Below are 13,069 nucleotides of genomic sequence, written 5' to 3'. Positions count from 1 at the left end.
AGCGACGAAAGGATTCGTAAATGACCAGCACCATCGAACGCACTGTCGAGGCTCCCGCCGACGGCGGCGCCAAGACCACCCGACGCCAGAACGCCGAGAAGGGCTTCACCGCCTCGAAGCAGCTCACCGACGACCTCCAGAAGGTGCTCGTCGACCTGATCGAGCTGCACCTCCAGGGCAAGCAGGCCCACTGGAACGTGGTCGGCAAGAACTTCCGCGACCTGCACCTGCAGCTCGACGAGATCATCGACGCCGCCCGCGAGTTCTCCGACGTGGTCGCCGAGCGCCTGCGCGCCCTGCACGCCTCGCCCGACGGCCGCAGCGACACCGTCGCGGCCACCACCACGCTGCCCGAGTACCCGAACGGCGAGGTCGACACGGCCGAGACGGTCGACCTCATCACCCATCGACTCGAGGCGACCGTCGGCACCATGCGCGAGGTGCACGACGAGGTCGACGAGGAAGACCCGACGAGCGCCGACATCCTGCACGCGATCATCGACAAGCTCGAGCAGTACGCCTGGATGGTCTCGGCCGAGAACCGCAAGCCCGCCCGCTCCAAGTAGCACCCGGCACCACCCGAAGGCCCCTGCCTCGCCACCGGCGAGCGGGGGCCTTCGCGCTGCACCGCGGGCCGCGCGGGTCTGCCCTACGAGGGGGCCGGCGGGTCGAGCGGGAAGACGAGCAGTGAGCTGGTGGCCGTCGCGATCAGGTTCCCCGCCGCATCCGTCACCCGCCCCTCGGTGAACGCGACGCGGCGCCCCGGCTTCACGACGCGACCCTCGACGGTGATGCGGCCCGTCGACTGCCGGAGCGGCCGCAGGTAGCTGACGTTCAGGTCGATCGAGGTGTAGCCGACGCCCGCGGGCAGCGTCGACTGCACCGCGCACCCGGCCGCTGAGTCGAGCAGGGTGCAGACCAGCCCGCCGTGCACGATGCCGATCGTGTTGTAGTGCGACTCGTCGGGCAGGCAGCTGAACACGGCCCGCCCCACCTCGGCCTCGACGAGGTCCATGCCCATCAGCCGCCCCATCGGCGGCGGGGGGAAGGTGCCGTCGATCAGCCCGCGGAGGTAGTCGATCCCGGCCAGCCCGGCTGCGGGGCGCGAGGTCTCGACCGGGTCGTCCCACTCGATCACGCGCCGTCGGCGGGGGCCCTCTGCAACGTCGTCGTCAGCCATGCCGACACTGTAGGGCGGGCCGCCCGCCGCGGATGATCCGTTGTGGGAATCGTCAAGCCCGGGGGTGCGCTCCGGGGTGCGTGCGCTCGAGAGCCGCACCCTCGACGTCGACGTTCGGCAGCAGCCGGTCGAGCCAGCGGGGCAGCCACCAGGCCGAGCGGCCGAGCAGGTGCATCAGCGCCGGCATCAGCAGCATGCGCACCACGAAGGCGTCGAGCAGCACGCCGAACGCGAGCCCGAAGCCGATCGAGCGGATGATCGTCGACTCCGAGAAGATGAACCCGCCGAACACCGCGATCATGATCAGTGCCGCCGCGATCACGACCGAGCGGCCGGCCTGGAACCCCTGCGCGACCGCGAGCCGCGCCTCCGCCCCGTGCACGTAGGCCTCGCGCATGCCCGAGGCGAGGAAGAGCTGGTAGTCCATCGCCAGCCCGAACAGGATGCCCACGAGGATGACCGGCAGGAAGCTCAGGATCGGCCCGGTGCTGTGCAGCCCGATCAGCTCGGCGCCCCAGCCGAACTGGAACACCGACACGATCAGCCCGTAGGTCGCGAACAGCGACAGCACGAACCCGCCGGTGGCGATGACTGGCACGAGCAGCGACCGGAACACCAGCACCATGATCACGAGCGACAGCCCCACGACCACCACGAGGTAGAGCGGCAGCACGGCGCTCAGCCCCTCCGAGATGTCGATGTTGGTGGCCGCCTGGCCTGCGACCCCGAGCGTCATCGCGCCGGTGACGGCGTCGCTCGTGACCGGGGGCAGGTTCCGGATGCTCTGCACCAGCTCCTCGGTGGAGACGCTGTTCGGCCCCTCCGCCGGCAGCACCTGGAACGCCAGCAGCGTCCCGTCCTCCGACGCGGCGATCGGCGCCACCGCCTCGACGTCGGACTGGGCCCCGAGCACCTCGGCGACCGCGAGCTGCGCGTCGGGCAGGGCATCCTCGGAGACGCCCTCCTCGAGCGTCGCGGTGACGAGCAGCGGACCGTTCGCGCCCTCACCGAACTCGTCGTCGACGATCGAGAAGGCCCGGGCGCTGGTCGAGCCCTCGGGCTCGGTCGAGCCGTCGGGCAGGCCGAGCCGCATCGACATCGCGGGGATCGCGATCACGATCAGCGCGACGATGCTCACCAGCACGGTCGTCACGGCGCGCACGGTCGACATCGGGCGGGCCGGCTTCTGCTCCTTCTGCCGGCCGATCGTGGCCCGCGCCTTCCGGCGCAGCAGCCGCTCGCCGACGAGGCCGAGGATGGCGGGGGCGAGCGTGATCGCGATCAGCATGGCGACCGCGACGCAGACCGCCCCGACGGTGCCCATCAGGCCGAGGAACGGGATGCCCGTGACGTTCAGCGCGAGCAGGGCGACGATCACAGTGGAACCAGCGAACACCACGGCGGTGCCCGAGGTGCCGGTCGCGAGCCCGATCGACTCGCGCACCGGCACGCCGGCGAGCACTTGCTTGCGGTGCCGGTTGACGATGAACAGGGAGTAGTCGATGCCGACGGCGAGGCCGAGCATCACGCCGAGCACCGGGGTGACCGAGGCCATGTCGATGACGCCCGAGAGCGACAGCGAGGCGGTGACGCCCACACCCACGCCCACGAGCGCGGTGACGATCGGCAGCGCGGCCGCCAGCAGCGAGCCGAGCATCACGATCAGCACGACGGCCGCGAAGACGAGGCCCACGGCCTCGCCGACGCCGAAGATCTGAGGCACGCCCTGGGCGATGTCGGTGCCGAAGGCGACGGTCGCGCCGGGCACCGGGGAGTCGTCGAAGTGGTCGATGACACCCTGCTTGACCTCCTCCGACAGCTCGAGCCGCGGGTCGGTGAAGGAGACGTTCACGATCGCGGTCGAGCCGTCCTCCGACACCACGCCGATGCCGTTCGCGAGCTCGAGCAGCTCGGAGCCGGTCTCGAGCTGCGCGGCGCCGGCCTCGAGCTCGGTGCGGGAGGCGTCGAGCTGGGCCTGCTGGGCGTCGAGCGGGGCGAGCTGCTCGGGGCCGGCTCCGGCGGCGACCGCCTGCTCCCGCGCGGCGGTGAGCTGCTGCTGCCCGGCATCGAGCTGGGCCCGTCCCTCGGTCAGTCGCGCTTCGGCCGTCGAGAGGCGGATGCCCTGGTCCTGCTGCTGCTTCTGGGCGTCGAAGGGGTCGATCACCGCGGCGACCCCGTCGAGTTCGGCGGCCGAGGCGGCGAGCTCGGAGATCGACTGCCGCTGAGCATCCGAGAAGGCCTCACCGGAGTCGGTCTGGTAGACCACCGTGCCCGTGCCGCCCGCGGTGTCGGGCAGCTTCTCGGCCAGCTGGTCGGTGACCGCGCCCGACGCCGTGCCGGGGATGTCGAAGCTGTTGGTGAGCGTGCCACCGAACGCGAGGAAGGCGCCGACCGAGACCCCGAGCAGCACCACCCAGGTGATGATCACCGCCCACGCGCGACGCGCGGCGAACGAACCGAGCCGGAACAGCGATGACGCCATGAGCGATCTCCCTCGAGACGGCGCCGTCGGGTCGGGCGCACCGTCGGACTTTGATCATACGCTACGTCTCGTCTAGCTCCCGACAGTATCCTGGGCGGATGACCGAGCATCGCAGCGGGCCCGTGCGCAGCGCCGTGGCGCGGGAGGCGATCCTCTCGGCGACGGCGAGGCTTCTCGTCGACGAGGGCTGGGACCATCTCACCATCGAGGGCATCGCCCGGGCGGCCGGGGTGGGCAAGCAGACCATCTACCGGTGGTGGGCGTCGAAGGGCGCGCTGGTCGCGGAGTGCCTGCTCGACGGCCGGTTCTTCGCCGTCGAACCGGTCGTGGGCGACACAGGGGACCTGCGTCGGGATCTCCGCGACTGGCTGACCCCGGTGCTGCACTTCCTGAACACATCCACGGGCCGCTCGCTGCTGCACTCGCTCGTGGCGGCCGCCACCGAGGAGGCGGGAGTGGGGGCGCATCTCAGCGAGGCCTTCGGGGCCGACCACCTGCTGGCCGATCGGCTTCGGGCCGCCGTGGCCGCGGGCGAGTTGCCGCCCGGCACCCCGGTCGACCAGCTCGGTCATGCCGTGTTCGGCGCCCTGATCTTCGAGGTGCTGAGCAAGGACGAGGTCGACGTGACCGCCTTCCTCGACCTGGTCGGGTTCCTGCTCGGCCCGCGGGAGGCGTCGGCGCACGCGACGGGAAGGGCGACGACGCCCGACGCCTAGGCCGAGTCGCGCCAGACGATCGACGTCTCGAGGAAGCTGCCCTCGGCCTCGACCGTGCGCCCCTCGATCTGCGCGAGCACGAGCTCGGCGGCCCGGCGTCCGAGCAAGTCGGCCGGCTGATGCACGGTCGACAGCGGCGGCTGCGTGCGCCGCGCCCAGGCGCTGTCGTCGAAGCCGACGACCCCGATGTCGCCCGGGGCGCTCAGGCCGACGTCGCGCATCGCGTCGAGGGCTCCGGCCGCGATCGCGTCCGACGAGGCGAACACCCCGTCGACCCGGTCGTCGTGGGTGAGCAGCTCCCGCATGCCGGCGATGCCGCTCGAGTGCGCGAACAACGGCACCTCGACCACCAGCCGCGGGTCGAAGCGGTCGCCGAGAGCATCCGTGAACCCGGCGAGCCGGTCCTGACCCGAGTCGCGGTCGAGGCCGGCCGCGATCATGCCGATGCGCTGCCGCCCGGTGGCCATCAGCCGCTCGGTGACGGCGCGGGCCGCGCTGCGGTTGTCGATGCCGACGTAGGGCACACCCTCGATGTCCATCGGATGCCCGACGAACGCCGCGGGCAGCCCCGACCGTGCCACGGCGATGCCGATCGGGTCGTTCTCGCGGGCCGAGATGATGACCACGCCGTCGACGTAGCCGCCCGTGAGGTAGGCGGCGACGCGGGTGCCGTCGCGGTCGGAGTCGACCACGAGCGAGACGAGCTGGTAGTCGGCCTCGGAGAGCACGGCGTTGATGCCGAGCAGGATGCTGCCGATGTTCGGGTCCTCCAGGAAGAGCGAGTGCGGCTCGTGCACGATCAGCCCGATGGCGCCGGACTGGCGCGTGACGAGATTGCGAGCGGCCGCGTTCCGCACGTAGCCCACCTCGGCGACGGCTGCCTCGACCGCGGTGCGCGCGGCGTCGGAGACGTACGTCTCCCCGTTCAGCACCCGGGAGACCGTGCCGCGCGAGACCCCGGCGACCCGGGCGACATCGTTGATGGTCGCCCGCTGAACGGGCCGTCTGGGCGGCATGCGACCCACCCTACCGGGGCGGCCGACGACCGTCGTGGAGACCGGCGGGCCGCCGGGGAGTTGACACCGGAGTACGCCCGTGTTTACTCTGGGAGCGTTCCCAGACTCTCGACGAGGAGTTGTCGGCGCCACATCTGGGAGCGTTCACAGAAACGCTCCCGCGGCCGTCCTCCCCAGCGCGACGACGGGCCCGACCACTGAGGAGCCCCCGCACCGTGACGACCACCCCCGTGTCCGCGCTGATCGACCCGCAGCACCCGCGGTTCACCTACGGCGCAGACTACAACCCCGAGCAGTGGGGCCCCGAGGTCTGGCGTGAGGACGTGCGGCTGATGCGCGAGGCCGGGGTGAACCTGGTCGCGATCAACATCTTCGGCTGGGCGCAGCTCGAGCCGCTGCCCGGGCAGTACGACTTCAGCGGCCTCGATGCCGTGCTCGAGCTGCTGCACGAGAACGGCATCGCCGTGAACCTCGGCACGGGCACCGCCTCCCCGCCGCCCTGGCTCGCGGCGGAGCATCCGGAGACCCTGCCCGTGATGATCGACGGCACCGTGCGCTTCCCGGGCGGCCGCCAGGCGTTCTGCCCGAGCTCGCCGATCTTCCGCGAGCGCTCCCTCGCCCTGGTCGAGCGGGTCGCCGAGCGCTACGGCAGCCACCCCGCCGTGAAGCTCTGGCACGTCTCGAACGAGATCGGCTGCCACAACGCGCACTGCTTCTGCGAGGTCTCGGCCGCGTCCTTCCGGCGCTGGCTCGAGGCGAGGTACGGCACGCTCGACGCCGTGAACGCCGCCTGGGGCACCGCCTTCTGGAGCCAGCACTACGCCTCGTGGGAGCACATCCAGACCCCGCGGCTCACCGTCTCCACCGGCAACCCCGGCCAGGCCGTCGACTTCAGCCGGTTCAGCTCCGACGAGCTGCTCGGGCAGTACCGGGCCGAGGCCGCGGTCATCCGCCGGCACAGCAGCGTGCCGGTCACCACGAACTTCATGGTCGCCGCGCACATCAGCAAGCAGGACTACTGGCAGTGGGCCGGTGACATGGACCTGATCGCCAACGACCACTACCTCGACCACCGCCTCGCCGACCCGCTGACCGAGCTCGCCTTCGCGGCCGACACCACCCGCGGCCTCGCCGGCGGTGAGCCGTGGCTGCTGATGGAGCAGGCCACGAGCGCCGTGAACTGGCAGCCCCGCAACATCGCCAAGGAGCCCGGCCAGCTGCTGCGCGACACGATGATGCACGTGGCCCGCGGGGCCGACGGCATCAGCTTCTTCCAGTGGCGCGCCTCGGTGCAGGGCAGCGAGCGCTTCCACTCCGCGATGCTGCCGCACGCCGGCACGCAGTCGAAGCTGTGGCGCGAGAGCGTCGAGCTCGGCTCCACGCTGTCCCGTCTCGCGCCCGTCACCGGCTCGCACGTGGTGGCCGACGTCGCCCTCGTCTTCGGCTGGGAGCCGTGGTGGATCACCGACCTCGACTCCCACCCGAGCACCGAGGTGCGCTACCTCGAGCAGGTGCACCGCGCCTACGCGGCCCTGCGCTCGCACGGCGTGACGGTCGACATCGTGCGCCCGGGCGCCGACCTCTCCGGCTACGCCCTCGTGGTGGTGCCCGCCCTGCACAGCGTGGCGGATGCGGTCGCCGACGAGTTCGCCCGGTACACCGCCTCGGGCGGCCACCTGGTCGTCACCTTCTTCAGCGGCATCACCGACGGCGACGACCGCGTGCGCACCGGCGGCTACCCCGGAGCCCTCCGCGACGTGCTCGGCATCAGCACCGAAGAGTTCTTCCCGCTGCACGCCGGCGAGAGCGTCGACCTCGACGACGGATCGTCGGCGACGATCTGGACCGAGCTGCTGCACCCCCGCGGCGCGGAGGTCATCGCCTCCTACCTCGACGGGCCGCTGCCCGGCGTCGCCGCCGTGACCCGGCACCGGCACGGCGAGGGCACCGCGTGGTACCTCGCCACGAACCTCGACGCCGACTCGCTCGCCCGCCACCTCGGCCGCGCCCTCGGCGAGGCGGGCGCGGAGCGGGCGCTGCCCGACGCGCATCCGGAGCTCGAGGTGATCGAGCGCCGCGGCGAGAACGGTCGCTTCCTCTTCGTGTTCAACACCGGCACAGGCTCGCTCACCCTCGACCTGACGGGCCATGAGCTCATCAGCGGCAGCACCGACGACACCCACCTGATCGCCCCCGGCGGCGTGGCCGTGCTCCAGCTCGAGCGCGAGTACGCCGACTCCTCCTCCCCGTCCGCCCCCCACGAAAGGAGGGTCGCGCTGTGACCGCTCCCTCGATCGCGCCCTCCGCGCCGACCCGGGCCGGCGCCCGGCCGGCGAAGACGCCCCGCCGCCGCGTTCCCCACGCGCGCGCCGTGCTCGTCTTCCTGCTGCCCTTCGGCGTGCTGTTCGCGCTGTTCTACCTGCTGCCCATCGGCTACGCCGTCTACCAGTCGCTGCTCGTCGTCGAGCGCGACGGCACCTTCGGACCGCCGGTCGAGGTGTTCGGCGGGCTGACCCAGTACATCGCCGTGTTCCAGAACGAGGCGTTCTGGTCCTCCGTCGGCCGGGTGCTCGCCTTCGGCGTCGTGCAGGTGCCGGTCATGCTGGGCGTCGCCCTGGTGCTGGCGCTGCTGCTGGACTCACCGTTGGTGAAGGGCAAGAAGTTCTTCCGCCTGGCGTACTTCGTGCCGTACGCGGTGCCCGGGGTGATCGCCGCGATCATGTGGGGCTACCTCTACTCCCCCAACCTCTCGCCGTTCTCAGCGCTGACCAGCGAGGTCTCGTTCCTCTCGCCCGACTTCGTGCTCTGGTCGATCGCGAACGTCGTGACCTGGGTCTACGTGGGCTACAACATGCTCATCATCTACAGCTCGCTGCTGTCGATCCCGGCCGAGATCTACGAGGCCGCGAAGCTCGACGGGGCCAGCCAGCTGCAGATCGCGCTGCGCATCAAGATCCCGCTCGTGGTGCCCGCCATCACGCTGACCGCGATCTTCTCGATCATCGGAACGCTGCAGCTGCTCGCCGAGCCGCAGGTGTTCCGCAGCTTCACCTCCTCGGTGTCGAGCACCTTCACGCCGAACATGGCCGTCTACGCCACCTCGGCCGTGCCGAACGTCAACCTCGCCGCCGCCATGTCGGTGGTGCTGGCCCTCGCCACCTTCGCGATGTCGTTCGCGTTCCTCAAGTTCACCCAGCGGAAGGCCGAGAAATGAGCGCGACCCTGAGCGCCCCCGCCCGCAAGCCCGACGCCACGGGCGGGCCCGGCGCATCCCGATCGAACCGCAAACCGCGGGCCCCCGCGAGAAGCTGATGTCGCGCTCGGCCGCGATGATCGTGATGGTCGTCTCGTGCTTCTACTTCCTGCTGCCCGTGTGGTGGCTGTTCGTCTCCTCGACGAAGAGCCGCGAGCAGTTCGGCTCGACCAACGGGTTCCTGCTGGCCGACTTCAACCTGTTCCAGAACATCGGCAACCTGTTCGCCTACAACGACGGCATCTACCTGCGGTGGATGCTCAACAGCGTGCTCTACGCCGGAGCCGGCGCCCTGATCGGCACGGTCATCTCGGCGATGGCCGGCTACGCCCTGGCGAAGTACCGCTTCCCGGGCCGGGAGCTCGTGTTCAACGTGGTGCTCGGCGGCGTGCTCGTTCCGGCCACCGCGCTGGCGCTGCCGCTGTTCCTGATCTTCAGCCAGGTCGGGGCGACCAACACCTTCTGGTCGGTCTTCCTGCCGAGCCTCGTGAACCCGTTCGGGGTGTACCTGGCCCGCATCTACGCCTCGGCGAGCGTGCCCGACGAGCTGCTCGAGGCCTCGCGCCTGGACGGCTCCGGAGAGGTGCGCACCTTCTTCACCATCGCCCGCAAGCTGATGACCCCGGCGCTCGTGACGATCTTCCTGTTCCAGTTCGTCGCGATCTGGAACGACTTCTTCCTGCCGCTGATCATGCTGCGCGACGAGTCGCTGTTCCCGGTGACCCTCGGTCTCTACACCTGGAACTCGCAGGTCAACCAGATCCCCGAGATCCGCACCTACGTCATCATCGGCGCCTTCGTCTCGATCATCCCGCTGATCATCGCCTTCCTTAGCCTGCAGCGCTTCTGGCAGAGCGGCCTCGGCTCGGGAAGCGTCAAGTAGCTCCTCTCCCGCATCACCTCCGCACCACACCACCCCACAGAAAGAGAAACCATGCTCCGCAAGAACAGCACGCGCATCGTCGCGCTCGGTGTGCTCAGCGCCCTGGCGCTCACCGGCTGCGCCTCGAACAGCGGCTCGGGCTCCAGCGGCTCCGCCGCCGCCGACTGCGCCCCCGCCGACGGGAAGGTGGAGCTGAGCTTCACCTCCTGGATCCCCGGCATCGACAAGGTCGTCGACCTCTGGAACGAGAAGAACCCCGACATCCAGGTCACCGTGCAGACCGGCCCGAACGGCAACGGCGGCACCTACAAGAACTTCTTCAACCAGCTCGAGGCCGGCAACGCCCCCGACCTCGGCCAGATCGAGTACGACGCGCTGCCGAACTTCCGCGTGCAGGACGGCCTCGAGAACATCGCGGCCTGCGACGGCGTGCTCGACTCGAAGGACCAGTTCATCGACTGGACCTGGAACCAGGTCACCTTCGGCGAGGACGACGCGGTCTACGCCGTGCCGCAGGACACCGGCCCCATGGCCATGTACTACCGCAAGGACCTGTTCGAGAAGGCCGGCATCCCCGTGCCGACCACCTGGGACGAGTACGCGGTGGCCGCCGAGAAGATCCGCGCACAGGGCGGCTACATCACCAACTTCCCGCAGAACGACGTGAACTGGTTCGCCGGTCTCGTCTGGCAGGCGGGCGGCCAGTGGTTCAGCAACTCCGGCGACGCCTGGAACGTGACCCTCGACTCCCCCGAGTCGACCAAGGTCGCCGGCTACTGGCAGGGCCTGATCGGCGACGACCTCGTCTCGAAGGTCCCGGCCTGGACCGACGAGTGGAACAACGCCTACAACACCGGCTCCGACTGGACCTGGATCTCGGCCGTCTGGGGTGCGAACTCCATCTCGACCGGTGCCCCCGACACCTCGGGCAACTGGGCCGTCGCACCGATGCCGCAGTGGAACGCCGGCGAGAAGGCCGCGGGCAACTGGGGCGGATCCTCGACCGCCGTGCTGAAGGGCAGCGAGCACCCCTACGAGGCGACCAAGTTCGCCCTGTGGCTGAACACCGACCCCGAGGCGCTGACCGCGCTGAACCAGGAGGCCAATCTCTACCCCGCCACGAAGGACGGGCTGACCCTGCCCGTGCTCGCCGACGGCGTGCCCTTCTACGGCGACCAGGCCATCTACGACGTCTTCGCCGAGGCCTCGGGCGAGGTGAACCCCGACTTCACCTGGGGCCCCACCATGACCCAGACCTACGCCGACGTGGCTGACGGCTTCGGTGGCGTGCTGGGCGGCTCCGGCACCCTGACCGAGGCGCTGAAGAACGGCCAGGAGAAGACCATCTCCGCTCTCGAGGCGCAGAGCATCCCCGTCGCGAAGTGACCTCAGCGATCCACCACCTCCGTGCCGCGGGTTCCAGCATCGTGCTGGACGCCCGCGGCACGGCGGTGCCCGCCCTCCTGCACTGGGGCGCCGACCTGGGCGCCCTCTCCCCCGCCGAGTTGGAGTCGTTCGCCGACTCGCTCGTTCCGGCCGTGGGGCCGAGCTCGATCGACGAGCCCTCCCGGCCCTCTCTCCTCCCCGCGGTGGTCGACGGATGCTCGTCCCGCCCCGGTCTCGCCGGCTTCGGCCTGCCCGGCGGAGCGCCCGCGGCGCTGCGCCTCGAGGCGGTCGAGCTGCTGAGCCCCAGCGCGGTGCGCGTGGTGCTCGTGCCACGCGGTGCCGCCGGGCATCCGGTGCGCGTCGAGATCGACCTCGAACTGACCCCGCACGGCGTGCTGCAGAGCCGCGCCGCCGTGCAGAACCTCGGCGACACCCCCTTCGCGCTCGACACCCTCGAGCTCGCGCTGCCGCTGCCCGGCCGCGCCCGCGAGCTGCTCGACTTCACCGGGCGCTGGCCGCGCGAGCGGCAGCCGCAGCGCCGCGCGATCGAGCACGGCACCTGGCTGCGCGAGAGCCGGCACGGCCGGCCCGGCCACGACGACGCCTTCCTTCTCGTGGCCGGCACGCCGGGCTTCGGCTTCCGCTCGGGCGAGGTCTGGGCGGTGCACGTGGCCTGGTCGGGCGACAAGCGGCTGTTCGCCGAGGCCTCGGCCACCGGCCGGCAGTCGCTCGGCGGCGGCGAGCTGCTCGCGCCCGGCGAGATCGTGCTGGCGCCGGGTGAGCGCTACCGCTCCCCGTCGCTGGTCGCGGCACACTCCGGCGAGGGCCTGGACGGCCTCACGGCCCGCCTGCACGCGCACGCCCGCGCCCAGTCGCCGACCGGCCCCGAGCCGCGGAAGGTGATGCTGAACACCTGGGAGGCCGTCTACTTCGACCACGACCTCGAGCGCCTCGAGGCCCTCGCCGACGCGGCCGCCTCGGTCGGGGTCGAGCGCTTCGTGCTCGACGACGGGTGGATGCTCGGCCGAACCGACGACCGCCGCGCCCTCGGCGACTGGGTCGTCGACCCCGAGAAGTGGCCGGCCGGGCTGCATCCGCTGATCGACCACGTGATCACGCTGGGGATGGACTTCGGGCTGTGGGTGGAGCCCGAGATGGTGAGCCTCGACTCCGAGGTGGCGCGCGCGCATCCGGAGTGGGTGATCGGGCTGGAGCCCGGCGCGGGAGCCGGCGACCCCGCCTCCGCTGCGCCCGCCGCGCCCGTCTCATGGCGCTGGCAGCACGTGCTCGATCTCGCGAACCCGGCGGCCTTCGAGCACGTGCTCGGCCAGCTCGTCGCGCTGCTGCGGGAGTACCCGATCGCCTACCTCAAGTGGGATCAGAACCGGGACCTGCTCGGCGGCTCCGCCCACCGGCAGACGGCGGCGAGCTACCGGCTGATGGACGCGCTGCGCGAGCGCTTCCCGGGCCTCGAGATCGAGTCGTGCTCCTCCGGCGGCGGTCGCGTCGACCTCGGCGTGATGGCGCGCACCGACCGGGTCTGGCCGAGTGACACCAACGATCCGCTGGAGCGGCAGGGCATCCACCGCTTCACCTCGCTCGTGGTGCCGCCGGAGTACTTCGGCGCGCACCTCGGCGCCGCCACCGCGCACACCACCGGGCGGACGCACGAGCTGTCGTTCCGGCTCGCGACGGCGCTCTTCGGCCACGCCGGCATCGAGTGGGACCTCACCCGCGCGAGCGCGGAGGAGCGCGCCGCCGTCGCCCACTGGATCGAGGTCTACAAGGCCTCCCGCGAGCTGCTCCGCACCGGCACGACCGTGCGGGCCGACAGCGTCGACCCTGCACTCTGGACCCACGGCGTCGTGGCGCCCGACCGCTCGCACGCGCTGTTCGCGGTGGTCACGGGCGCCGCCACCCGCGAGGCCGTGCCCGCCCCGGTGACGCTTCCCGGGCTCGACGACGCGCGGCGCTACCGGGTCGAGCCCGTGCTGCTCGGCGGCGGTCCGCGCCTGATCCAGGATGCTCCGCCGCCCTGGTGGCTCGACGGCGGCGTCACGGCCACCGGCCGCCAGCTCGCCCTCGTGGGGCTGCCCCTCCCCCTGCTCGCCCCCGAGCAGTCGCTGGTGTTGAAGGCGACCGCCGTCTCCTGA

At 71.3% G+C, this 13,069-nt stretch carries 10 protein-coding genes; 7 read left to right on the top strand and 3 right to left on the bottom strand.

What is annotated here, in order from left to right; genetic code table 11:
* The first annotated feature begins 20 nt into the window (after nucleotides 1-20).
* Nucleotides 21-566, top strand: a complete 546-nt coding sequence (locus tag HQQ85_RS10935; protein ID WP_173182514.1) for a Dps family protein — start codon at nucleotides 21-23, stop codon at nucleotides 564-566.
* Between the two features lie 83 nt (nucleotides 567-649).
* Here HQQ85_RS10935 and HQQ85_RS10930 read toward each other — a convergent pair whose 3' ends face one another.
* Complete coding sequence (locus HQQ85_RS10930) at nucleotides 650-1,180, bottom strand: PaaI family thioesterase (protein ID WP_173182513.1); 531 nt, start codon at nucleotides 1,178-1,180, stop codon at nucleotides 650-652.
* A gap of 52 nt (nucleotides 1,181-1,232) precedes the next feature.
* Nucleotides 1,233-3,662, bottom strand: coding sequence for an MMPL family transporter (locus tag HQQ85_RS10925; RefSeq protein ID WP_173182512.1), 2,430 nt, complete (start codon nucleotides 3,660-3,662; stop codon nucleotides 1,233-1,235).
* 98 nt (nucleotides 3,663-3,760) lie between these two features.
* Between HQQ85_RS10925 and HQQ85_RS10920 the strand changes: the two genes are divergently transcribed.
* Nucleotides 3,761-4,378, top strand: a complete 618-nt coding sequence (locus HQQ85_RS10920) for a TetR/AcrR family transcriptional regulator (RefSeq protein WP_173182511.1) — start codon at nucleotides 3,761-3,763, stop codon at nucleotides 4,376-4,378.
* Here the strand turns inward: HQQ85_RS10920 and HQQ85_RS10915 are convergent.
* Nucleotides 4,375-5,394 carry a LacI family DNA-binding transcriptional regulator gene (locus HQQ85_RS10915; protein WP_173182510.1) on the bottom strand — a complete coding sequence of 340 codons (1,020 nt, stop codon included), beginning with the start codon at nucleotides 5,392-5,394 and terminating at the stop codon, nucleotides 4,375-4,377. The genes HQQ85_RS10920 and HQQ85_RS10915 overlap by 4 nt on opposite strands.
* Nucleotides 5,395-5,609: 215 nt before the next feature.
* Here HQQ85_RS10915 and HQQ85_RS10910 point away from each other — a divergent pair, with 215 nt between their 5' ends.
* The 5 genes from HQQ85_RS10910 (at nucleotide 5,610) to HQQ85_RS10890 (ending at nucleotide 13,069) form a co-directional block, all read left to right on the top strand.
* Nucleotides 5,610-7,676 (top strand): beta-galactosidase, encoded by a 2,067-nt coding sequence (locus HQQ85_RS10910; RefSeq protein WP_173182509.1) that lies wholly within the window; start codon nucleotides 5,610-5,612, stop codon nucleotides 7,674-7,676.
* A complete protein-coding gene (locus tag HQQ85_RS10905) occupies nucleotides 7,673-8,608 on the top strand; it encodes a carbohydrate ABC transporter permease (protein ID WP_370545111.1) in 936 nt (311 codons plus the stop codon). The genes HQQ85_RS10910 and HQQ85_RS10905 overlap by 4 nt, the downstream gene beginning before the upstream one ends.
* Nucleotides 8,609-8,705: 97 nt before the next feature.
* Complete coding sequence (locus HQQ85_RS10900) at nucleotides 8,706-9,530, top strand: carbohydrate ABC transporter permease (protein ID WP_173182508.1); 825 nt, start codon at nucleotides 8,706-8,708, stop codon at nucleotides 9,528-9,530.
* 51 nt (nucleotides 9,531-9,581) lie between these two features.
* Complete coding sequence (locus HQQ85_RS10895) at nucleotides 9,582-10,916, top strand: ABC transporter substrate-binding protein (protein ID WP_173182507.1); 1,335 nt, start codon at nucleotides 9,582-9,584, stop codon at nucleotides 10,914-10,916.
* Nucleotides 10,913-13,069: an alpha-galactosidase gene (locus tag HQQ85_RS10890; RefSeq protein WP_371741850.1), complete on the top strand. Its 2,157-nt coding sequence runs from the start codon at nucleotides 10,913-10,915 to the stop codon at nucleotides 13,067-13,069. Before HQQ85_RS10895 ends, HQQ85_RS10890 begins: the two co-directional genes overlap by 4 nt.

Origin of the sequence: Herbiconiux sp. VKM Ac-2851 (genome assembly GCF_013205105.1) — a bacterium.
In the GTDB taxonomy this organism is placed as follows: Bacteria; Actinomycetota; Actinomycetes; order Actinomycetales; family Microbacteriaceae; genus Herbiconiux; species Herbiconiux flava.
This window is presented reverse-complemented; position numbering and strand designations above follow the sequence as displayed.